At 73.3% G+C, this 21,877-nt stretch carries 21 protein-coding genes and 1 tRNA gene; 7 read left to right on the top strand and 15 right to left on the bottom strand.

Going from position 1 to position 21,877, the window contains the following annotated elements; genetic code table 11:
- Positions 1-261: 261 nt before the first annotated feature.
- Both GD632_RS11885 and GD632_RS11880 read right to left on the bottom strand, forming a co-directional pair.
- Complete coding sequence (locus GD632_RS11885) at positions 262-1,740, bottom strand: PhoH family protein (protein ID WP_405002538.1); 1,479 nt, start codon at positions 1,738-1,740, stop codon at positions 262-264.
- 251 nt (positions 1,741-1,991) lie between these two features.
- The gene (locus GD632_RS11880) at positions 1,992-2,753 is read right to left on the bottom strand and encodes an isoprenyl transferase (RefSeq protein ID WP_152192420.1); all 762 of its coding nucleotides are present in this window, start codon (positions 2,751-2,753) and stop codon (positions 1,992-1,994) included.
- Positions 2,754-2,898: 145 nt separating this feature from the next.
- On the opposite strand from GD632_RS11880, the gene trhA reads away from it, so the two are divergent.
- Positions 2,899-3,606, top strand: a complete 708-nt coding sequence (gene trhA, locus GD632_RS11875; protein WP_226924829.1) for a PAQR family membrane homeostasis protein TrhA — start codon at positions 2,899-2,901, stop codon at positions 3,604-3,606.
- Position 3,607: 1 nt separating this feature from the next.
- On the opposite strand, the gene GD632_RS11870 is transcribed toward trhA, so the two are convergent.
- Entirely contained in the window at positions 3,608-3,859 is a 252-nt protein-coding gene (locus tag GD632_RS11870) for a hypothetical protein (protein ID WP_152192418.1), read from the bottom strand.
- Positions 3,856-4,728 (bottom strand): mycothiol conjugate amidase Mca, encoded by an 873-nt coding sequence (gene mca, locus GD632_RS11865; protein ID WP_226924828.1) that lies wholly within the window; start codon positions 4,726-4,728, stop codon positions 3,856-3,858. Before mca ends, GD632_RS11870 begins: the two co-directional genes overlap by 4 nt.
- A gap of 95 nt (positions 4,729-4,823) precedes the next feature.
- Between mca and GD632_RS11860 the strand changes: the two genes are divergently transcribed.
- The gene (locus GD632_RS11860; RefSeq protein ID WP_193311459.1) at positions 4,824-5,240 is read left to right on the top strand and encodes a DUF4307 domain-containing protein; all 417 of its coding nucleotides are present in this window, start codon (positions 4,824-4,826) and stop codon (positions 5,238-5,240) included.
- Between the two features lie 174 nt (positions 5,241-5,414).
- On the top strand, positions 5,415-5,900 hold the full coding sequence (gene greA / locus GD632_RS11855; protein ID WP_152192416.1) for a transcription elongation factor GreA: 486 nt from the start codon (positions 5,415-5,417) through the stop codon (positions 5,898-5,900).
- A 57-nt stretch (positions 5,901-5,957) separates the two neighbouring features.
- Here the strand turns inward: greA and ilvA are convergent, their stop codons facing one another.
- Together ilvA and GD632_RS11845 are read right to left on the bottom strand one after the other, a co-directional pair.
- Positions 5,958-7,175, bottom strand: coding sequence for a threonine ammonia-lyase (ilvA, locus tag GD632_RS11850; RefSeq protein WP_152192415.1), 1,218 nt, complete (start codon positions 7,173-7,175; stop codon positions 5,958-5,960).
- A complete protein-coding gene (locus GD632_RS11845; RefSeq protein ID WP_152192414.1) occupies positions 7,172-8,524 on the bottom strand; it encodes an AI-2E family transporter in 1,353 nt (450 codons plus the stop codon). The genes ilvA and GD632_RS11845 overlap by 4 nt, the downstream gene beginning before the upstream one ends.
- A gap of 152 nt (positions 8,525-8,676) precedes the next feature.
- Here GD632_RS11845 and msrA point away from each other — a divergent pair, with 152 nt between their 5' ends.
- Entirely contained in the window at positions 8,677-9,366 is a 690-nt protein-coding gene (gene msrA / locus GD632_RS11840; RefSeq protein ID WP_152192412.1) for a peptide-methionine (S)-S-oxide reductase MsrA, read from the top strand.
- A gap of 124 nt (positions 9,367-9,490) precedes the next feature.
- Here the strand turns inward: msrA and GD632_RS11835 are convergent, their stop codons facing one another.
- Together GD632_RS11835 and GD632_RS11830 are read right to left on the bottom strand one after the other, a co-directional pair.
- Positions 9,491-9,895 (bottom strand): FKBP-type peptidyl-prolyl cis-trans isomerase, encoded by a 405-nt coding sequence (locus GD632_RS11835; protein ID WP_152192409.1) that lies wholly within the window; start codon positions 9,893-9,895, stop codon positions 9,491-9,493.
- Positions 9,896-9,904: 9 nt separating this feature from the next.
- Positions 9,905-10,417, bottom strand: a complete 513-nt coding sequence (locus tag GD632_RS11830; protein WP_152192407.1) for a MarR family winged helix-turn-helix transcriptional regulator — start codon at positions 10,415-10,417, stop codon at positions 9,905-9,907.
- Between the two features lie 78 nt (positions 10,418-10,495).
- On the opposite strand from GD632_RS11830, the gene GD632_RS11825 reads away from it, so the two are divergent.
- Positions 10,496-13,585, top strand: a complete 3,090-nt coding sequence (locus tag GD632_RS11825; RefSeq protein ID WP_152192405.1) for an efflux RND transporter permease subunit — start codon at positions 10,496-10,498, stop codon at positions 13,583-13,585.
- A 47-nt stretch (positions 13,586-13,632) separates the two neighbouring features.
- Here the strand turns inward: GD632_RS11825 and GD632_RS11820 are convergent, their stop codons facing one another.
- Both GD632_RS11820 and GD632_RS11815 read right to left on the bottom strand, forming a co-directional pair.
- A complete protein-coding gene (locus GD632_RS11820) occupies positions 13,633-14,604 on the bottom strand; it encodes an acetylxylan esterase (RefSeq protein WP_152192402.1) in 972 nt (323 codons plus the stop codon).
- A 115-nt stretch (positions 14,605-14,719) separates the two neighbouring features.
- Positions 14,720-15,598, bottom strand: a complete 879-nt coding sequence (locus GD632_RS11815; protein ID WP_152192400.1) for a Bax inhibitor-1/YccA family protein — start codon at positions 15,596-15,598, stop codon at positions 14,720-14,722.
- 249 nt (positions 15,599-15,847) lie between these two features.
- Here GD632_RS11815 and GD632_RS11810 point away from each other — a divergent pair, with 249 nt between their 5' ends.
- Positions 15,848-16,798: an ABC transporter ATP-binding protein gene (locus GD632_RS11810; protein ID WP_152192398.1), complete on the top strand. Its 951-nt coding sequence runs from the start codon at positions 15,848-15,850 to the stop codon at positions 16,796-16,798.
- The gene (locus tag GD632_RS11805; protein ID WP_152192395.1) at positions 16,795-17,652 is read left to right on the top strand and encodes an ABC transporter permease; all 858 of its coding nucleotides are present in this window, start codon (positions 16,795-16,797) and stop codon (positions 17,650-17,652) included. Before GD632_RS11810 ends, GD632_RS11805 begins: the two co-directional genes overlap by 4 nt.
- 111 nt (positions 17,653-17,763) lie before the next feature.
- Here the strand turns inward: GD632_RS11805 and GD632_RS11800 are convergent, their stop codons facing one another.
- The 5 genes from GD632_RS11800 to GD632_RS11780 form a co-directional block, all read right to left on the bottom strand.
- Positions 17,764-19,164, bottom strand: a complete 1,401-nt coding sequence (locus GD632_RS11800; RefSeq protein WP_226924827.1) for an NAD(P)/FAD-dependent oxidoreductase — start codon at positions 19,162-19,164, stop codon at positions 17,764-17,766.
- A 314-nt stretch (positions 19,165-19,478) separates the two neighbouring features.
- A tRNA-Leu gene (locus tag GD632_RS11795) sits at positions 19,479-19,552 on the bottom strand.
- A gap of 31 nt (positions 19,553-19,583) precedes the next feature.
- Positions 19,584-20,378 carry a uracil-DNA glycosylase gene (locus GD632_RS11790; protein WP_152192391.1) on the bottom strand — a complete coding sequence of 265 codons (795 nt, stop codon included), beginning with the start codon at positions 20,376-20,378 and terminating at the stop codon, positions 19,584-19,586.
- 32 nt (positions 20,379-20,410) lie between these two features.
- Positions 20,411-21,343, bottom strand: coding sequence for a Ppx/GppA phosphatase family protein (locus tag GD632_RS11785; RefSeq protein ID WP_152192389.1), 933 nt, complete (start codon positions 21,341-21,343; stop codon positions 20,411-20,413).
- Entirely contained in the window at positions 21,340-21,867 is a 528-nt protein-coding gene (locus GD632_RS11780) for a DUF501 domain-containing protein (protein WP_152192387.1), read from the bottom strand. The genes GD632_RS11785 and GD632_RS11780 overlap by 4 nt, the downstream gene beginning before the upstream one ends.
- Positions 21,868-21,877: the final 10 nt, after the last annotated feature.

Below are 21,877 nucleotides of genomic sequence, written 5' to 3'. Positions count from 1 at the left end.
CCGCCCACACCCCCCCCGCGCCGACCGCCGACGTACCCACACCCCACCCTCCCCGCCGACAGCCGACTTACCCACACCCACCCCGCCGACAGCCGACTTACCCACCCCCCACCCCGCCGACAGCCGACTTACCGACGGCGACGCGGCGCCGGTAAGTCGGCTCTCGCCGATAAGTCGGCTCTCGCCGGTAAGTCGGCTCTCGCCGGTAAGTCGGCTCTCGGCGGTAAGTCGGCTGTCGGCGGGGAGGGTGGGGCCCAGGGGTCAGATGACTGGCGGGCCCTCCTCGAGGACCTCGGTGACGAGTGCGGCGATCGCCGAGCGCTCGGAGCGGGTGAGGGTGACGTGCGCGAACAGCGGGTTGCCCTTGAGCATCTCGACGACGGCCGCGACGCCGTCGTGCCGCCCCACCCGGAGGTTGTCACGCTGGGCGACGTCGTGGGTGAGGACCACCTTGGAGTTCTGCCCGATGCGGGAGAGCACCGTGAGGAGGACATTGCGCTCCAGGGACTGGGCCTCGTCGACGATGACGAAGGCGTCGTGCAGCGAGCGTCCGCGGATGTGGGTGAGCGGGAGCACCTCGAGCATCCCGCGGCCGAGCACCTCCTCGAGGACGTTGCGGTCCACCAGCGCGCCGAGGGTGTCGAACACGGCCTCGGCCCACGGCCCCATCTTCTCGGCCTCGGTGCCGGGCAGGTAGCCGAGCTCCTGCCCGCCGACCGCGTAGAGCGGGCGGAAGACGACGACCCTGCGGTGCTCGCGCCGCTCGAGCACCGCCTCGAGGCCGGCGCACAGGGCGAGGGCGGACTTGCCGGTGCCCGCGCGACCACCGAGGGAGACGATCCCGACGTCCGGGTCGGTGAGCAGGTCGATCGCGACACGCTGCTCGGCGCTGCGGCCGTGGACCCCGAAGACCTCCCGGTCCCCGCGGACGAGACGCAGGCGCCCGTCCGCCGTCACCCGGCCCAGCGCCGAGCCGCGGCCGGAGTGGAGGACGACGCCCGTGTGGCACAGCTCCTCGGTGAGCTGCCCCGCCATGGCGAGCCCGGAGGTGTCCAGCTGCTCCTCCCCCCACAGGGTGGCCATCTCCTCGTCGGTGAGGTCCGCCGTCGTCATCCCGGTCCACCCCGAGGCGGCGACCTGCTGGGCCCGGTACTCCTGGGCCGGGATTCCCAGCGCGGAGGCCTTCACCCGCATCGGCAGGTCCTTGGACACGACGGCGACCTCGTGCCCCTCGGCGGCGAGGCTGGCCGCGACCGACAGGATACGGGTGTCGTTGTCGCCCAGGCGCAGGCCCGAGGGCAGCACCTCGGGGTCGGAGTGGTTGAGCTCGACGCGCAGCGTGCCGCCGGAGGTGCCGACGGCGACGGGGACGTCGAGGCGGCCGTGGCGCACCCGCAGGTCGTCGAGGATGCGCAGCGCGGTGCGCGCGAAGTAGCCCAGCTCCGGGTGGTGCCGCTTGCCCTCGAGCTCGGTGACGACGACGACCGGGAGCACGACGTCGTGCTCGGCGAACCGCCCGATCGCGTGCGGGTCGGAGAGCAGGACGGAGGTGTCGAGCACGTAGGTGAGGCGCACGGCGGTGTCGGACAGCTGCGCCTGGGCGAGGTCGGCGAGCGGGTCCGGGTGGGTCAGGGTCATGACGGTTCCCTCCGGCGCACCGGCGGTGACCGTGCCGGGCGCGGTGAGTAGGGCGAGCGGCCTGCCGGCGGGGCCGGCGGCCCCTGCGAACGTCGCGTCCATCGGTGGCCTCCCGGAGGGCAGCGGGTGTGCCGCCCGTCACACCAGACGCTAGGCCCGCCGGCCCCCGAACGAGCGGCGACACACCCCAGAGCAGCAAGTGTTCACCCGAACGTCACCCACCCCATCCCCGCCCCGCCCCGTCCGCCACCGTCCGCCAACGTTCGCCAACGTCGCAATTGGTCACCTCGACGACGGCAGCAACCGTTTACCGCGTCACCCGACCGACCAATTGCGACGTTGGCGGACGGGGGTCAGCGGCCGAGGCGGCGTTCGCGCTGGGTGTAGTCGCGCAGGCCGCGCAGGAAGTCGACGCGGCGGAAGTCGGGCCAGTAGGCCTCGCAGAAGTAGTACTCGCTGTGCACGCTCTGCCACAGGAGGAAGCCGCCCAGCCGCTGCTCGCCGGAGGTCCGGATGACGAGCTCGGGGTCGGGCTGGCCCTTGGTGTACAGGTGCTCGGCGATGCCCTCGACGCTCAGCGCCTCGGCGGCCTCCTCGAGGCTGAGCCCCTGCTCGGCGTAGGAGTGGAGCAGCGAGCGCACGGCGGCGGTGATCTCGTACCGCCCCCCGTAGCCGACGGCGACGTTGACGTGCATCCCCGTGACGTGGGCGGTGCGGTCGACGGCGCGGGCCAGTCGCTCGGCGACGGCCTGGGGCAGCAGCTCGAGCGCCCCCACGACGCGCAGCCGCCAGCGGCCGGAGTCGGCGAGCGTGTCGACGGCGGAGGCGATGATCTCGAGCAGCTCGGCGACCTCGTCGGCGTCGCGCTGGAGGTTGTCCGTGGACAGCATCCACAGGGTGACGATCTGCACCCCGGCGTCCTCCGACCAGCCGAGCACCTCGGTGATCTTGTCGGCGCCCCTGCGGTGGCCGTGGGAGGCGGGGTTGCCCAGCGCGCGGGCCCAGCGGCGGTTGCCGTCGAGGATCACCCCGACGTGCCGCGGGGTGGCGGACCGGTCGAGGCGACGGGCGAGACGGCGCTCGTACAGTCCGTACAGCAGGCGGTGGGGCCGCATGTCCTGGGGCACTCCTGACGACGGGGTGGGACGACGGGGTCAGGCTACTCCGACGGCGGGTCCTGCACGGTGGTCCCGTCCATTACGCTGGCGTAAGTTACGGCAGCGTAGGTTGTCGCTCCGTCCCATCGGAAGGAGGTGCCGGTTGGCACCCGACACTCCCCCCGCCCGGCGCGCCGCCGAGGGCGTCGCGAACGCGGCCGAGTCGGTCGCCGAGGCCGTCAAGCCGCGGCTGCGTGGCTGGATCCACGCCGGCACGGCGCCGCTGGCCCTCGCGGCGAGCGTCCTCCTCGTCGCACTCGCACCCGCCGGCGCGGCCACCGTCTCGACGGCGGTGTTCGGCGTCTCCGCCGTCCTCCTCTTCGGCACGAGCGCGATCTACCACCGCGGCACCTGGTCCCCGCGCGCCGCCGCGCTGCTGCGGCGCCTGGACCACTCGAACATCTTCCTGCTCATCGCCGGCACCTACACCCCGCTGGCGGTCCTCCTGCTGCCGTCCACCACCGCGCGGGTACTCCTCACGGTCGTGTGGGTGGGCGCCGTCGCGGGCATCCTCATGAGGGTGCTGTGGCTCGGCGCCCCGCGCTGGCTGTACGTGCCGATCTACGTCGCCCTCGGCTGGGTGGCCGTGTGGTTCCTGCCCGACTTCTCCCGCGCGGGCAGCCCGACGATCATGTGGCTCGTCATCGCCGGCGGCGCCTGCTACACCCTCGGCGCCGTCGTCTACGGCACCAAGCGGCCCAACCCGAGCCCGCGCTGGTTCGGTTTCCACGAGATCTTCCACGTCGGCACGGTGGGCGGCTACTGGTGCCACTACGCCGCCGTCGCGCTCGCCGTCGCCGCGGTCGGCTGAGTCAGCGACCCGGGCCGGCCCCCGGCCCCTCGACGTCACTCTCCTCACGGCGCCGGCGCTCGTGCTCGACCTTGCGCACGTGCCTGGTGAGCGAGCGGAAGAGCAGCCACCCGATGAGGGCGAGCACGAAGAAGGCGATGAACCCGGCGATGCCCGGCGTGACGGTGTAGATCGTCATCTCCGGGTCGGGGGCGGGCGGCGTCGGGGTCTGCGCGCGGAGCGCGACGAGCGGCGCGAGGAGGGCGGGGGTCACGCGCTCAGCCTACGCAGCCCCGCGAAGAGGTCGTCCTCGGGAATGTCGACCGGCACACGGGACTCCGCCAGCTCGAACTGCTCCACCGGCCAGACCTCCCGCTCCACGTCCCGTGGCACCTCGAAGAAGAAGCCGTCCGGGTCGATCTGCGTCGCGTGCGCCCGCAGGGCCTCGTCGCGGCGGTCGAAGTACTCCTCGCAGCGCACCCGGGTGGTGACGGTGCGCTGGGGGCGGGTGGCCGCACGCTCGAGCCAGTCCTCGAACGGCGAGACGAGCCCGCGCTCGTGCATGGCCTCGGAGATCGCCTTGATCCGGTCGAGGGAGAAGCCGACGTCGTAGTAGAGCTTGGACACCTCCCACGCGGGGCCGGCGTCGGGGAACTGCTCGGGGTCGGCCGCCGCGCGGAAGGCCGCGACGGAGATCTCGTGGGTACGGATGTGGTCCGGGTGGGGGTAGCCCCCCTCCTCGTTGTACGTCGTCATGACGTGGGGGCGGAACGTGCGGATCTCCCGCACGAGCGCCGCGACCGGCACCTCCAGCGGCTCGAGCGCGAAGCAGCCCTCGGGCAGCGGCGGCAGCGGGTCGCCCTCGGGCAGCCCGGAGTCGACGAAGCCGAGCCACACGTGCTCGATCCCCAGCGCCTCGGCGGCCGCCGCCATCTCCCGACGGCGGTAGGCGGGCATGTCCGCGAGGATCGTCGAGTCGTGGGCGAGCTTGGGGTTGAGGATGTCGCCGCGCTCACCCCCGGTGCACGTCACCACCCGCACCCGGTGGCCCTCGGCCACGTACCGCGCCATCGTCGCGGCACCCTTGCTCGACTCGTCGTCGGGGTGCGCGTGCACCGCCATGAGCCGCAGCTGCTCGCTCACTGTGTTCCTCCTGATCGCAGGCCGGCATCGATTCTCGCCCGCCGCGGCACCCCGGGGCAACGCAGGTGACGTGCGCCATGGACGACAATGGGACCGTGAGCACCCCTGACGACGAGCAGCGCGCCGCCCTCGAGGAGCGGTACGGGACGGCGCCCGACGCCGTGACGCGCCGCCGCCGTCGGGTCCTGCTCGCGGTCGTCGGCGTCCTCGCGGTCGTCGCCTTCGTCGTCCTCGCCGTCGTCTCCACCGACGAGGCGGTGCGCACCGAGGAGGCCGCCTTCGCGGTCATCGACGACTCCGCCGTCGAGGTCACCTTCGTCGCCCACGCGGCTCCCGGCACGACGGCGGAGTGCACGGTCCTCGCCCTCAACGCGTCCTTCGCGCAGGTCGGGGTGGCACGCGTGCCGGTCGGCCCCTCGGAGGAGCGCACGACGATCGTCACCGCCCGCGTCGCCACGACCGAGCCGGCGACCGGCGCGCGTGTGTCCGGCTGCCGCGAGACGAGCCCCTGAGCCGCGAGATCGCGCACCTCCGGTGTCCATCTGGGGGTTTTGCTATCCTGGGGACATCGCCCCGCGCGGCGAGCAGCGCAGCGTCGCCCGTCGCGGCGTGCGCGCGCACCCGAAAGCCTCGGCCCGACCAGCGGCCGGGGCTCATGATTTTTTGTGTTGGATGAAGGAGGAGACGTGGCCGAGACAGCGACCACCTGGCTGACCGCCGAGGCGTACAACCGCCTCAAGGCAGAGCTCGAGCACCTCACGGGGCCCGGCCGCGCCGAGATCACCGAGCGCATCGAGGCGGCCCGCGCCGAGGGTGACCTCAAGGAGAACGGCGGGTACCACGCCGCTCGCGAGGAGCAGGGCAAGATGGAGGGCCGGATCGTCCAGCTCACCGAGCTGCTGCGCAACGCGCAGGTCGGGGAGGCCCCGGCCGACGACGGTGTCGTCGAGTCCGGCATGGTCGTGACCGCCAAGGTCGCCGGTGAGCAGGAGGTCTTCCTCCTCGGCTCCCGCGAGGCGGCCCAGGACGTCGACGTCGAGGTGCTCTCCGAGCACTCCCCGCTCGGGGCGGCGATCGTCGGCAAGAAGGCCGGCGACTCGGTCTCCTACACGGCGCCGAACGGCAAGTCGATCGCCGTCGAGATCGTCGAGGTCAAGCCCTTCACCGGCTGACCGACGCCAGGGAGCGGGGTGCGGGTGGCTGCGGCCACCGGCACCCCGCTCCCGCGTCTACTCGGCGGACCGGACCAGGACGCCGTAGCCCGCCTCTTGCAGGGCCGTGACGACCTCGTGGCAGTGCGCCGTGCCCTTCGTCTCGACCTCGACGCCGATCCGCACCTCGGCCACACCGAGGTCGGCGGCCGTGCGGTCGTGCCGGATGCTCACGACGTTGCTGCCCGTGGCGGCGAGGACCCCGAGGAGGCCGGCGAGGGAGCCGGGCTGGTCGGGGACGCGGACCTCCATCTGGAGGTACCGCCCGGCGGCCACGAGACCGTGCCGCAGGATGCGGTGGAGCACGAGGGTGTCGACGTTCCCGCCGGACAGGACGACGACCACGGGCCCCTCGAGGCCGGTGGGCCCGTCGAGCAGGGCGGCGACCCCCACCGCTCCGGACGGCTCGACGACGAGCTTGGCGCGCTCGCTGAGCAGGAGCAGCGCCCGCGAGATCGACTCCTCGCTCACGGTCCGCACGTCCGCGAGGTGACGGCGCACGATCCCCAGCGTGAGCTCGCTGGGGAGCGGGACGGCGATGCCGTCGGCGATCGTGCTCATCCGCTCGAGCGGCACCGGCCGGCCGGCGACGAGCGAGGCGGGGAACGCCGCGGCCTCGGCCGCCTGGACCCCGACGACCCGCACGTCCGCGCCGCGCGCGTGGACGGCGGCAACGATCCCGGCGAGCAGGCCCCCTCCCCCGGTCGGCACGAGAATCGTGCGGACGTCCGGCACCTGGTCGAGGACCTCCAGGCCGATCGTCGCCTGCCCCAGGACGACGTCGCGGTGGTCGAAGGGCGGGATGAAGACCCGCCCGGTCGCTGCCGCCTCCCGCTGGGCGGCGGCGAGCGCGCCGGTGATGTCGGCCCCCTCCTGGCGCACCTCGGCGCCGTAGCCGCGGGTGGCGGCGAGCTTGGGCAGGGCGGCGCCGCGCGGCATGTAGACGACGGCGGAGATGCCGAGCTCACGGGCGGCGAGCGCCACACCCTGCGCGTGGTTGCCGGCACTGGCGGCGACGACGCCGCGGGCCCGCTCCTCCGCCGTGAGCCGGGAGAGCCGGACGTAGGCGCCGCGCAGCTTGAACGAGCCCGTGCGCTGCAGGTTCTCGCACTTGAGGAGCACCGGCGTCCCGGCCAGGCCACTGAGCGCGCCGCTCCTCTCCACGGGGGTGCGGGTGGTGACGCCGCTGAGCAGCGCGGCGGCGTCCTCGACGTCGGCGAGGCTGATCTCGCTCACGGCGACGGCGGACCTGTCGGACGCTCGTCGTCGTCCTCGGGGTCCCCGACGTGGACGGAGGCGGTGGCGGTGGCCTCGTCGTCCTCCTCCTCGTCCTCCTCGGGGGCGAAGGAGTCGGCGATCGACCGGAACAGCGTCCCCGGCGGACCGCCGGGGCGGTGCCAGTCGGTGGCAGCCCTCGGGTGCTTGTCGTGGCCGTGGAAGTACAGGACGACGGTGTTGATGACGGCCGCGACCGGGACGGCGAGCAGGGCGCCGAGGATGCCGGCCACGCCGGTGCCCGCGGTGACGGCGAGCAGCACGGCCACGGGGTGGAGGGAGACGGCGTTGCCCATGAGCCAGGGCTGCAGGACGTTGCCCTCGATCTGCTGCACGAGCAGCACGATGGCCAGCATGATGACGGCGGTCTGGACGTCCTGGTCGACGAGGGCGACGAGCACCGCGACCGACCCGGTGACCAGGGCACCGACGATCGGGATGAAGGAGCCGAGGAAGACGAGGATCGCCAGCGGCAGGACGAGCGGCAGGCCGAGGATCGCGGCGCCGATGCCGATGCCGACGGCGTCGACGAGGGCGACGAGGATCTGGGTGCGGGCGTAGCCCCCCAGGGTGATCCATCCCCGGATCCCGGCCTCGTTGACCCGGTTGCGTGCGCGCGCCGGCGCGAGGCGGACGAACCACTGCCAGATGCGTCGCCCCTCCCTGAGGAAGAAGAAGAGGCAGAAGAGGGAGATGACCGCACCCGCCGCGACCTGGGTCACCGAGGTCGTCGCGGCCAGTGCCCCGGACACGAGCGCGCTCGAGTTGGACTCCAGCGCCGCCATCCCCTCGTCGAGCCAGGCCTGCAGCTGGGCCTCGTCGATGCCGAGCGGGCCGTCGGAGAGCCAGCTCACGAGCTCCCCGAAGCCCTGGGTCGCCTGGTCGGCGAGGTCGGCGAACCCGGCGATGACCGAGCGGCCGGCCAGGGTGAGCAGGCCGACGACGAGGACGAGCGTGCCGAGCAGGGTGACCATCGAGGCGAGCGTGCGCGGGAAGCGCAGCCGCTTGCGCAGCCACGCCGAGACCGGGTCGAGGAGCACCGCGAGCAGGATCGCGACGACGAACGCGACGACGACCGTCTTGAACACGATGACGAGATAGCCGAGGAGCGCGGTCGCGGCAGCGATCGCGAGGAGGCGCCAGGACCAGGCGGCGGCGGCGCGGACGGGCAGCGGGACGGCGAGCTCGGCGGAGTCGTCCTCACCGAGGCGCGACTCGTGGACGACGCGCGCGACGACCTGCTCACGAGGGTCGCTGCGCCGGGCGGGGATCAGGCGGGTGAGCCACCCGGGCGGCGTGTTCTCGGACATGTGCCCCGCAATCGACGTGGTGGACGAGCCGAGCACAGCCTAGAGGACCAGTAGCGGGCTCCCAGGGAATACCCAGGGTGCCGTGGTGTTGTAGATGGGCGCCGGCTGCCGTCCCCCCGCGGCAGTCGGCGTCCCTCACCGCTGGAGGTCACATGTTCTTCCGTCCCGAGCCCCGCATGGTCACCGCCGAGGAGGCGCTGCCCGGGCGTCAGGTCCCCGGCTACACGGTGCCCGAGCGCCACGGGGTCCTCGGCACGCCGCTGCGTGGCCCCTGGCCGGAGGGCACCGAGGTCCTCTACGTCGCCATGGGCTGCTTCTGGGGCGCCGAACGGATCTTCTGGAAGCTCGACGGTGTCGTGACGACGGCGGCCGGGTACATGGGCGGCTTCACGCCCTACCCGACCTACGAGGAGGTGTGCACGGGGCGCACCGGCCACACCGAGGCCGTGCTCGTCGCCTACGACCCGGCGCGCACCGACCCCGAGCTCCTCCTCAAGGCGTTCTGGGAGAACCACGACCCCACGACCCCGAACCGGCAGGGCAACGACGTCGGCACCCAGTACCGCTCGGCGATCTACTGGACGACGCCGGAGCAGCAGCGCGCCGCCGAGCTCACCACGGAGGCCTTCGGGCAGGTCCTGGCCGCCGCCGGCCACCGCCCCATCGCCACCGAGCTCGCGCCCGCCGGTACGTTCTACTACGCCGAGGACTACCACCAGCAGTACCTGCACAAGAACCCGGGCGGGTACTGCAACCACGGCCCCAACGGCTACAGCTGCCCCGTCGGCCTCGTGCGCCAGGACGAGGTGCCGGCCCAGCAGGACGTCCTGCCCCCGGCCTGATCCGGGCGCCCGGGCGCCCGGCCCGGCCCCAACGCACTGTGCGCCCGCTGGGGCACCGTGCTCCCGGTCTACCGGGCGCACGGTGCACCCAGCGGGCGCACAGTCGCGGGAACGAGCCGGGCGGCTACTCCACGCCGACGATGTCGACGACGAACACGAGGGTGTCCTCACCGCCGATGCCCGCCTGCGGGACGCCGCGCGAGCCGTAGCCGTGCTCCGGCGGGATCGACAGCAGGACGCGCGAGCCGATCGCCTTGCCGACGAGGCCGTCGTCCCAGCCGCCGATGACCATGCCCATCCCGATGGGGAAGGAGATGGTCGAGCCGCGGGAGAAGGAGCTGTCGAAGACCTTGCCGTCCCAGACCTGGCCGTGGTAGTTGACGACGATGGTGTCGCCCGCCTCGACGGCGGTGCCGTCACCGGCCTCGAGGACCGCGACCTGCAGGCCGTCGGGTGCCGGGGTGCCCGGGAAGCTGAGAGTGGGGTCGTCGCCGAAGGAGCCGGACGCGATGGGGAGGTTTGCGCTCATCGCACCAGCCTACGGGGCGAGCGGCGGCCCGGCCGCGCAGCCGTCCGGCAGGCACCCGCCATCGCGGGCCACCTTCGCCTCCACCGCCGCCCACATGGCTGACAGGCCACGGGCGAGGGCACGCAGGTCCTCCGGGTCCATGGTCTGGAGGATCTCCATCCCCACCCGCCACCCGGCGGCGTCGTGCTCGGCGATGAAGGCCTCGCCCGCCGGGCTCAGCGCGGTCAGCCGCACCCGTCGGTCGCGCGGGTCCGCCCGGCGCTCGACCATGCCCCGCTCGACGAGCCGGTCGACGAGGCCGGAGACCGTCGGCATCGAGACGTCGAGGTGGCGGGCCAGGTCGTGCCCCCCGAGGGGCCCGTGCGTGGCGAGCAGGGCCACGAGCTTGAGCTGCTGCATCGTCAGCGTCGAGCCGAGGATCGGGCCGAGCTGCTCGTGCACGAAGAACTTCGCGACCATCTCCCCGACCGTCCTCACCTCGTCGATGAGGCGGTCGTGCTCGCTCGGGCGGTGCTCGCTCACGCGTGTTACCTTACTTCGGGTTTGCCTAAGTATCTCGCCTGCCCGTCACTCTACTCCACGCCGTCAGACGGAGACCCCGTGTCGTCACTCGCCCGGTTCAGCCTCGCCAACCGCGCCCTCGTCGCCCTCGCCACGGTCCTCGCCGTCCTCGGTGGCCTGTGGGCGACGACGACGCTCAAGCAGGAGCTCATCCCGCCGCTCGACCTGCCGATCGTCGGTGCGGTCACCACCTACCCGGGCGCCTCGCCCGAGGTCGTCGAGCAGCAGGTGAGCGACGTCGTCGAGCAGGCCGCAGGCGTCGTCGCTGGCCTGGAGGGCACGACGTCGACGTCGAGCTCCGGCTCCTCCGTCGTCCTCCTCGAGCTCGCCTACGGCACGGACGTCACCAACGCCCAGCAGGAGCTGCAGGCGGCGATCACGCGGCTGGATCCCGTGCTGCCCGAGTCCGCCGACACCCAGGTCATCAGCGGCGGCATCGACGACCTGCCGGTCATCCAGCTCGCGGCCGCGACGAGCGGGGACCAGGAGCAGGCCGCCGAGGTGCTCCGCACCGTCGTCGTGCCCGAGCTCGAGCGGCTCGAGGGCGTGCGGGACGTCCAGCTCAGCGGCGTCCAGGACCGCCTTGTCCGCATCGACGTCGACCTCGCCGCCCTCGCCGAGGCGGGTGTGGACCCCACCGCGATCGCCGACACGCTGCGCGCCAACGGCGCCGTCGTGCCGGGCGGCACGATCACCGAGGAGGACCGGACGCTGTCGGTGGAGACCGGCACCCGGCTCACCTCCGCCCAGGACGTCGCCGCGCTGCCCGTCGCGACCGAGGCCGGACCGGTCGCCGTCGGCGACGTGGCCGAGGTCAGCGACGAGCGGGCCGAGGCGACCTCCTTCAACCGCACCGACGGCAATCCGAGCTTCGGCCTGGCGGTCACCAAGACGCCCGACGGGAACACGGTCGACGTCTCCCAGGAGGTCCAGGACCTCCTCCCCGAGTTCGAGACGGCCCTGGGCGACGGCGCCGAGATCACCGTCGTCTTCGACCAGGCGCCCTTCATCCAGGACTCGATCAAGGACCTCGCGACGGAGGGCCTGCTCGGTCTGGTCTTCGCCGTCGTCGTCATCCTGCTCTTCCTGCGCAAGTGGCGCCCCACCGGCGTGACCGCGCTGTCCATCCCGCTGTCCCTCATCGTCGCCCTCATCGGCCTGCGGACGGTGGGCTACACCCTCAACCTCTTCACGCTCGCCGCCCTCACGGTGTCGGTCGGGCGCGTCGTCGACGACTCCATCGTCGTCATCGAGAACATCAACCGGCACCTGTCCTACGGCAAGGACCGCCGGACCGCGATCCTCGACGCGGTGCGCGAGGTGGCCGGGGCCATCACGTCCGCGACCATCGCGACCGCGGCGGTCTTCGTGCCGATCGGTCTCGTGGGGGGCATGGTCGGTGAGCTCTTCCGGCCCTTCGCCTTCACCGCCGCGCTCGCGCTCCTCGCCTCGCTCTTCGTCGCGCTGACGATCGTGCCGGTGCTCGCGTACTGGTTCGTCCGCGGGCCCAGGCCCGGGGAGGACGCCGCCGCCGTCCGCGCGGCCGCCGAGGCCAAGGAGCGCTCCGGCGCCCTCCAGCGGACCTACGTCCGCACCCTGCGCAGCGCGCTCGCCCGGCCGTGGGCCGCGGTGCTCCTCGCCGTCGCCGTCCTCGGCGGCACGGTGGGCCTGGCCACGCAGCTGGAGACGCAGTTCATCGGCGACACCGGCCAGAACACGCTGTCGGTCACCCAGGCGCTCCCGCCGGGCACCTCGCTCGAGGCCGCCGACGCGGCCGCGCAGGACGTCGAGGCCGTCGTCACCGGGCTCGACGGCGTCGACACCTACCAGGTGACGGGCGGGTCCGGTGACTCGGCCATGGCCTTCTTCGGCTCGGGCGGGGAGACGACCTTCTCGATCACCCTCGACCTCGACGCCGACGCCGTGGCCGCCGAGGAGGAGCTGCGCTCCCGCCTCGCCGAGCTCGACACCGCCGGTCAGCTCACCGTCGCCACCGGCATGGCCGGCTTCTCCGGCAGCCTCGAGGTCGTCGTCAGCGGCGCCGACGGCGAGGACGTGGAGTCCGCCGCCGCCGACGTGCTCGCCGCGGTCCAGGACATCGACGGGACGGCCGACGTCGCCTCCAACCTCGCCGCCGAGCTGCCCACGCTGCTCGTCGAGGTGGACCGCGAGGCCGCCGCCGCGCTCGGGCTCAGCGAGGCCCAGGTCGGGCAGACGGTGTCGACCGCCCTCCAGGGCACCACGGTCGCGTCGATCAACACCGAGTACGGGCGCAGCGACGTCGTCATGGATGTCGGGGAGACGCCGAGCACCCGCGAGGAGCTCCAGACCCTGCCGCTCACCACGCCGCTCGGCCCGGTGCCGCTCTCGGAGGTGGCCGAGGTCCGCGAGGTCGAGCAGCCGGTCTCCATCACCCGCGCCGACGGGCTGCGCAGCGCGACGATCACCGCGACGTCCACCGCCTCCGACCTCGGGAGCGTGACGAGCGAGCTGCGGTCCGCCGTCGACTCCCTCGACCTGCCCGACGGCGTGGTCGCCGAGGTCGCCGGAGTGAGCGCCGAGCAGGAGGAGGCCTTCGCCAACCTCGGGCTCGCCCTGGCGCTGTCGATCGCCATCGTCTACCTCGTGATGGTCGCGACCTTCAACTCCCTCGTGCAGCCGCTCATCCTCCTCGTGTCGGTGCCCTTCGCGGCCACCGGCGCCGTCGGGATGCTCGTCGTCACCGGCAGCCAGCTCGACGTGCCGGGCCTCATCGGGGCGCTCATGCTCGTCGGTGTGGTCGTCACGAACGCGATCGTCCTCATCGACCTCACCAACCAGTACCGCAAGCAGGGCATGGGGCTCGTGGAGGGGATCGTCGAGGGTGGTCGTCACCGTCTCGCGCCGATCCTCATGACGGCGGCGGCGACGATCGCCGCGCTCGTCCCCATGGCGATCGGCATCACCGGCGGGAGCGCCTTCGTCTCCCAGCCGCTCGCGCTCGTCGTCATCGGCGGCCTCATCACCTCGACGGCGCTCACGCTCCTGCTCGTCCCGGTGCTCTACCTGCTCGTCGAGCGGCGCCTGGAGAAGCAGCGGGCGAGGCGGGCCGAGAAGCAGCCGGACCTCGTGGCGCCCGTGGGCGCCTGACCCCCGCGAGAGCCGGGCACCGCACAGGTGCCCGGCTCTCGCCGTCCTCAGCCGAGACGCTCGGCGAGCCAGCCGAGCTGACGCTCGCGCTGGAACTCGGTGCCGCCCTCGTGCTCGTTGAACGGGTAGACCTCGATGTCGACGTCCCCTCCCCACCGGTTCGCCGCGGCATAGACCGTGGACGGCGGGCAGACCGGGTCCATGAGGGCGACGGAGAAGAGAGCGGGGGCCTGGGCCCGCGTGGCGAAGTTGGCGCCGTCGACGTAGGACAGCGTGCCGAAGGCGTCCTCCACCCGGTCCCGGTGCGCCGACAGGTAGGTGCGCACCTCGGCGAAGGGACCGGCGGGTGCGGTCTCGACGCCGCGGCGGATGTGGGACAGCCACGGCACGTCGGGCATCGCGGCGGCGACGTCGATGAGGCCGGCGACGGCGGTGGTGATCGCCCCGCCCTGGCTCACCCCGGTGACGGCCACCCGGGCGGGGTCGACGCCGGGCAGCTCGCGCACTGCCTCGACGGCGCGCACGCCGTCGGTGTAGACGCGCCGGTAGTAGTGGTCGTGGGGGTCCTCGATGCCGCGGGTGAGCGTGCCGGGCGCGGCGACGCCGGCGCCCACCGGGTCGGGGGTGGCACCGAAGCCGTTCGTCGGCGCGGTGCCCTGCCCACGGGTGTCCATGACGACGTACGCGTAGCCGGCGGCGGCCCAGGTGAGGCGGGTGTGGGCGAAGCCGCGTCCGCCCCCGTAGCCGAGGTACTCGACGACGGCGGGCAGCTCCTCGTCGGCGCGTCCGGCGGGCCGCAGGTACCAGCCCTTGACGCGGTGGCCCGCGAAGCCGGAGAAGGTGAGGTCGTGGGCCTCGATCACGGTGAGGTGGGCGTCCACGGGCGTGACCTCGACGGCGAGGTCGTGGCCGCGGGTCTCGGCCAGGGTCCGGGCCCAGAAGGCGTCGAAGTCGGCCGGCTCGGCGACCTCCGGGCGGTAGTGGGGCAGCTCGGCGGCGTCGATGTCGAAGAGGGGCACGACCCGCAGCCTAGCCCCGCCCCCGGCACCCGCTCGCCAGCCCCCACCCCCTCGCACAGACGCCGAGAGCCGGATCCCTCGGGGAGGAATCCGGCTCTCGGCGGGTGGCAGGTGCTCAGTCGCCGCCGCGGAGGATCGCGAGCAGGCGGAGGAACTCGAGGTAGAGCCACACGAGCGTGACGAGGAGGCCGAAGGCGGCCGACCACGCGAAGCGCGAGGGGATCCCGCCCTCGACGCCCCGCTTGATGGCGTCGAAGTCCATGATGAGGCAGATGGCGGCCAGGCCGACGGCGAAGACGCCGACGATGACGCCCAGCGGGATGCCCATGATCTCGACGCTCGTGCGCAGACCGAAGGCGGCGTCACCGGAGCCGAACAGCATGATGCCGAGGTTGACCAGGGAGAACAGCGCGTAGCCGACCAGCGCGATGAGGACGAAGCGGGTGAGCTTCGGGGTCACGCGGACCGCGCCGCTCGAGAAGAGCAGGAGGGTCGCGACGAAGGTGGCGCCGGTCGCGAGGACCGCCTGGAGCACGATGCCCGGGTAGAGGGACTCGAAGACCATCGAGATGCCACCGAGGAACAGGCCCTCGGCGGCGGCGTAGCCGACGATGAGCGCCGGGCTGGGCTCCCGCTTGAACGCGTTGACCAGACCGAGGACGAGGCCGACGGCGAGGCCGCCGAACGTCGCCAGCGGGTGGCCGCCGAGGACGAACCAGTTGAGGGCGCCCATGGCCACGACGAGCGCGAGCAGGCCACCCGTCTTGATGATGACGTCGTCGTAGGTCATCCGGCCGGTCTGCGCCGGGCCGGCGGACGGCTGCTGGTAGGCCTGCTCGAGGTGCTGCACCTGGTCCACCGCCGGCGCCTGCTGGTAGGTGGTTCCCGCCTGCGGCGCGTAGCCAGGGTGGGAGGGGTAGCCGTTCGGGGTCGTCGCCCGCTGCTGCCGGCGCTCGCCGAAGTACGGGCTGTTCTCGAAGACTGGATTGCTCACTCAGTGCCTCCTGGTCGCAGCGCGGGCCGGGGCCGACGCCATGGTCTGTCGCGGCCCATCCTACGGGGGTGCCGTGGAACGGCCCGCACCTGCACAACGCGCCCCTGCCCCGCCGTGTTCCCGCCTCGTGCGCGGGGCGGAGGCCGCTCTCCCCCGCGAGCGGGAACCCCCGCGCCGCGCTTTCCGCCCTCGGGTCGTCGCGGCGGACCCCTGCCGGCCTCTACGGTGGGAGCCGACAAGGAGGCACACATGATCGAAGCCCACGAGCTCACCAAGCGGTACGGGGCCAAGACCGCCGTCGACCGGGTGACCTTCACCGTGCGGCCGGGCACCGTCACCGGCTTCCTCGGCCCCAACGGCGCCGGGAAGTCGACGACCATGCGCATGGTCGTCGGACTCGACCGCCCGACGTCGGGCACGGTGACCGTCAACGGTCGCCCCTACGCCGAGCACCGCACCCCGCTGCGAGAGGTCGGCGTGCTCCTGGACGCCAAGGCCGTCCACACCGGCCGTTCGGCCTACCAGCACCTGCGCGCCCTCGCCGCCACGCACGGCATCCCGACGGCCCGCGTGCACGAGGTCATCGAGATGACCGGCCTGCAGGCGGTCGCCCGCAAGCGGGTCGGCGGCTTCTCCCTCGGCATGGGGCAGCGCCTGGGGATCGCCGCCGCCATGCTCGGTGACCCGCGGACCCTCATCCTCGACGAGCCCGTCAACGGCCTGGACCCCGAGGGCGTCAAGTGGGTGCGCACGATGGTGCGTCAGCTCGCCGCCGAGGGCCGCACGGTCTTCCTCTCCTCCCACCTCATGAGCGAGATGGCCCAGACGGCCGACCAGCTCCTCGTCATCGGGCGCGGCCGCATCATCGCGGCCGGGCCGGTGCAGGAGATCATCGACGCCACCCGGGGTGTCACCGTCCGGGTCCGCTCGCCGCGTGCGGGCGAGCTCGGTGACCTCCTCACCCGCGCGGGCGCCTCCCTGCGGCCCGTCGAGCCGGGCCTCGTGGAGGTCAACGGCCGCACCGCCGAGGAGATCGGCGACCTCGCCGCGGCGTCCGGCATCCCCCTGCACGAGCTCACGCCGGTCCGTGCCTCCCTCGAGGACGCGTACATGACCCTCACCCAGGACGAGGTCGAGTACCGCTCCGAGCCCCAGCACGGCAACGGCACCTCCACCCGTACCGAAGGAGCCGCGCGATGAGCGCCACCACGTCCACCGCCGCGCCCACCGTCCCCGTCCGGCCGGTGGGCCTGGGCCGCGTCCTGCGCTCGGAGTGGGTCAAGCTCTGGTCGCTGCGCTCGACCTACTGGACCATCGCCCTGACGCTGCTCGCGATGCTCATGCTCGCGGTCCTCATGGCCTTCGCCGCCGGCGCCGTGGCGTCGGAGGGCTTCACCCCCGACGAGGTCGGCCTGGACGGGCTCACCGTGCTCGGGACGGCCTACGGGATGGCGCAGCTCGTCATCGCCGTCCTCGGCGTCCTCGTCGTCACCGGCGAGTACTCCACCGGGATGATCCGTTCCTCGCTCACCGCGGTGCCCACCCGGCTCCCGGTGCTCGTCGCCAAGGCGGTCCTCGTCGCGGTCGTGTCCTTCGTCGTCGGCGTCGTCGGGATCGCGCTCGCGTACGTCGCCACGATGCCCATGCTCGCCGACGCCGGCGGCCCTGCGGACCTCGGCGACCCCGACACCCTGCGGATGTTCTGGGGCACCGGGCTCTACCTCGCCGCCGTCGGGCTCTTCGGCCTGGCGATCGGGACGCTCGTGCGCCACTCGGCGGGAGCGATCGCCGTCGTCGTCGGCGTCCTGCTCATCCTGCCGACGGTCCTGCAGCTCGCGATGAACGGACTGGACTGGCTCCGCGACATCTACCCCTACCTGCCGACGACGGCCGGGGACCGGATCATCACCGCCGGCGGACCCGGCGAGGCCATGTCGGGGATGCCGGGCCTGCCGGAGCTGCTCGACCCGTGGGTCGGCTACGGCGTCTTCATGATCTACGTCGTCGTCGCCCTGCTGGCCGCGGCGGTGCTCCTGCGTCGCCGGGACGCCTGAGCACCGCGGCCGCCCGGCCGGCCACCTCGGCGGTCCTCGCTGCTGAAACGGAACTGCGCGCCTGATAGATCAGGCGCGCAGTTCCGTTTCAGCAGCGGGGTCCGAGGAGGGTCACTCCTTCGCCGCGGAGGGCGACGGCTGCTTCTTCTGGTTGCCCGTGGCCGCAGCGACGAAGGACGCGCGCGGGCTCTGCAGGGAGCCCAGCGCGACGAGCTCGCGGCGGAAGAAGAGCGCGGTGGTCCAGTCGAGGACGATGCGCACCTTGCGGTTGAAGGTCGGCATCGCCCACATGTGGTAGCTGCGGTGCATGAACCAGGCGATCGGGCCGCGGAGCTTGAGCCCGCCGACGTTCGCCACGCCCTTGCCCAGCCCGAGGGACGCGACGGTCCCGATGTTCTTGTGCTTGTAGTCCTCGAGCGGCTCCCCGCGCAGGGCCCGCACGAGGTTCTGCGCCAGGTGCTTGGCCTGGCGCACGGCGTGCTGAGCGGTGGGGCCGGTCGTGGCGCCGTGCTCGCCGGTGAGGTCAGGCACGGCGGCGCAGTCGCCCGCGACCCACGCACCCTCGACCACGCCGTCGTCGTCGACCACCTGGAGGGTGGGCAGCGCACGCACGCGGCCGCGCTCGTCGAGCGGGAGGTCGGAGCTGCCCAGGACGGGGTTGGCCTTGACGCCGGCGGTCCACACGACGGTGTCCGCCTCGAACTCCTCGCCTGTCGACAGGACGATGTTCCCGTCGACGCAGGAGTTGAGGAAGGTGTTGAGGTGGATCTCGATGCCGCGGGCCCGCAGCTGCTCGAGGGCGTAGCCGCCGAGCTCCTCGCCCACCTCGGGCAGGATGCGGCCGGCGCCCTCGACGAGGACGAAGCGCATGTCCTCGCGGCGGATGCCGTCGAAGTTCTTGGCGGCGGCGCGGGCCATGTCCTCGATCTCCCCCAGCGCCTCGACACCGGCGAAGCCGCCGCCGACGAAGACGAAGGTGAGCTTGCGGCGGCGCATCGCGGGATCCCAGGTGGACGAGGCGACGTCCATCTTGCCGAGCACCTGGTTGCGCAGCGCCGTGGCCTCCTCGACCCACTTGAACCCGACGGCGAAGTCCGCAAGGCCGGGGATCGGCAGGGTGCGGGCCACGGCGCCGAGACCGACGACGAGCTCGTCGTAGGACAGCTCGTAGGGCTCGCCCTCCTCGACCGGCTCGACGACGACGCGGCGCTCGGCGTGCCGGATCTCCGAGACGCTGCCCGTGACGAGCGTGCAGCCGCGCAGCACCCGGCGCAGCGGCGCGACGACGTGGCGCGGCTCGAGGGCACCGGCGGCGGCCTCCGGCAGGAACGGCTGGTAGGTCATGTAGGAGCGCGGGTCGACGATCGCGATCTCGACCTCGTCGCGGCTCATCCGCTTCCGCAGGCCGAGCGCGGTGTACAGGCCGATGTACCCGCCGCCGAGAATGAGGATCCGCTTGGTGCGGCGCGGGCGCGGCGTGCTGGCAGGGGCCGTTCCGGTCGAGGCAGTCATACGTCGATCGTAGGTCGCCGATGTCCGCTTCGCGCGATGCGGGCGCGTATTGTCCCGCATCTCACGCTCTCGGCTAGATGAACTCCTCGACGCCGTCGTCGTGGCGCCAGATGGTAGGACGGACGTCGTTGTCCGTGCCGTCCTGCTCCTCCTGCAGGGTGCCGTCGAGCACCGCTGTCACGTCCATCGTGCGCTCCGTTCCTCGAGCCGCCCGCCCGAGCTGGTGCACCCAGTCTCCGCCAGTCCCCCCGCACGGGCATCCGCCGCGAGAACGGCTCCGCGTGGACCAAAGGACGACTCCGTCCCGCCACCGGTGCCCCCAGCGGGACTCGAACCCGCACTGAGCCGATTTTAAGTCGGCTGCCTCTGCCGATTGGGCTATGGGGGCGACGCCCGAACATCCTAGGCGGGCGCCGGCCTCACGCCGTCGCGCGGCAACGGGCCAGGACGTCGTCGAGCATGGCCTCGGTCAGCCGGCCGGTGAAGGTGTTCTGCTGGGACACGTGGTAGGAGCCGACGAGCCGGACGGTCCGCCCCTCCGGGGAGGTCACGTCCGCCTCGGCGCCGTGCCCGAAGGCGGGCCGCGGCCGCGGGACCCGCCAGCCGAGCGCGACGAGCGCCGAGAGCGTGGCCTGCCAGGCGATGGCGCCCAGGGCGAGCACCGCCGTCGTCGTCGGCTCGAGGAGGGTGATCTCCCGGTGCAGCCAGCCGGCGCAGGCGGCCCGCTCGTCCGGGGTGGGGCGGTTGTCGGGCGGGGCGCAGCGCACGGCGGGGACGATGCGCGCGCCGGTGAGCTCCAGGCCGTCGTCGGCAGCGACGGAGGTGGCCTGGTTGGCGTAGCCGGCGCGGTGGAGCGCCGCGAAGATCCAGTCCCCGGAGCGGTCCCCGGTGAAGAGCCGGCCGGTGCGGTTGGCCCCGTGCGCGGCGGGTGCGAGCCCGACGACGAGCAGGTGCGCGGCCGGGTCCCCGAAGCCTGCCGCCGGCCGGCCCCAGTAGGTCTCCTCGGCGAAGGCCCGGCGCTTGACGTCGGCGACGTGCTCACGCCACTCGACCAGCCGCGGGCAGGCGCGGCAGACGGTGGAACGGGCGTCGAGGGTGAGGAGGTCCCGGCTGCCCGCGGCGAGCCGGCGCACCCCTGCTGCGGACCGCGCCACGGGCGTCTGCGGCGTGGCCCGGTCGCCGGGCCAGCCGCTTCCCGGTGGGACATGGCTCATGGCGTCATCATGGCCGATCCGGCGGGGCGGGGTCAGCGGAGGCTGAGCGCGATCCCGTCGAGGATGTCGTGCTCGCTCGTGCGGACCGTCGGCAGGTGGCCGGTGGCACGTTGGACCGCTCCGACGACCTCGGCCCAGATGAGCGCGCCGGCGCCGATGACGTCGACCCGCCCCGGGTGCATGAACCCCATCGCCGCCCGCTCCGCGCGGGTGGCCTGGAGGAGCGCCTCGCAGGAGGCCAGCACGGCGGGGGTCGGCAGCTCGGCGCCGTCGATGCGGGCGCGGTCGTACTCGGGCAGGCCCAGGGCGTGGGCGGTGACGGTCGTGACGGAGCCGGCGACGCCGACGACGGTGCGCACCTCACCGAGCGGGACCTCCGCGGCAGCCTCGGCGAGTGCGTCCCGGACGTCCTGGCGGGCCGCCTTCACCTGCTTGCCGGTGGGCGGGTCGGCGCGCAGGTGCCGCTCGGTGAGGCGGACGCTGCCCATGTCGAGGGAGATCCCGGCGCGGGGCACGTCGTCCCCGACGACGAGCTCGGTCGACCCGCCGCCGATGTCGACGACGAGGAGCGGGCGCGGCTGCTCGGCGCCGATGACGCTCGCGGCACCCGCGAAGGACAGCGCGGCCTCCTCCTGCCCGCTGACGACCTCGGGCTCGACGCCGAGGAGCGTGCGGACGCCGTCGACGAAGGTGTGGCGGTTGCCGGCGTCGCGCGTGGCGGACGTGGCGACGAAGCGGGTCGCCTCGACGCGGTGCTCGGCACAGATCTCGGCGTAGCGACGCACCGCGGTGAGGGTGCGCTCGAGCGCGGCGGGGTCGAGCATGCCGGTGCGGTCCACGCCCTGCCCGAGGCGCACGACCTCCATCCGTCGCGTCACCTCGACGAGCGGGCCGCGGCGCGAGACGTCGGCGATGAGGAGGCGGATGGAGTTCGTCCCGCAGTCGATGGCGGCGACGCGCGTCATCGCTCGCTCCCCTCGGTGCAGCTGCACCGGTCGGCCCGCCAGCGGGGACGGATGAGCTCCAGCGCCTCGTCCCCGAGCGGGTTGACGCCGGGTCCGGCGGCGAGGGCGTGACCGACGAGGACGTGCAGGCACTTGACCCGGGTGGGCATCCCACCGGCGGAGACGCCGGCGATCTCGGGGACCTCGCCCAGCTCGGCGCGGCGCGCGAGGTAGTCCTCGTGGGCCGCGGCGTAGGCGGCGGCGAGCTCCTCGTCCTGCGCCAGGCGCTCGGTCATCTCCCGCATGACACCCTCGGCCTCGAGGGTGCTCACGGCGCGCACGGCACCGGGGGCGGTGAGGTAGAAGGTCGTGGGGAAGGGCGTGCCGTCGTCCAGCCGCGGCGCGGTGCGCACGACGAGCGGGCGCCCGCACACGCACCTGGCGGCGATGTCGACGACGCCGCGGGGGAGCCGGCCGAGCTGCTCGGCGAGGACGTCGAGGTCCTCGGGCGTCACGGTCGGGGAGACGGGGTGCGCGTCGGTCACCGGGCGATTG

The organism is Georgenia satyanarayanai, assembly GCF_009193135.1.
GTDB classification, from domain to species: domain Bacteria; phylum Actinomycetota; class Actinomycetes; order Actinomycetales; family Actinomycetaceae; genus Oceanitalea; species Oceanitalea satyanarayanai.
This window is presented reverse-complemented; position numbering and strand designations above follow the sequence as displayed.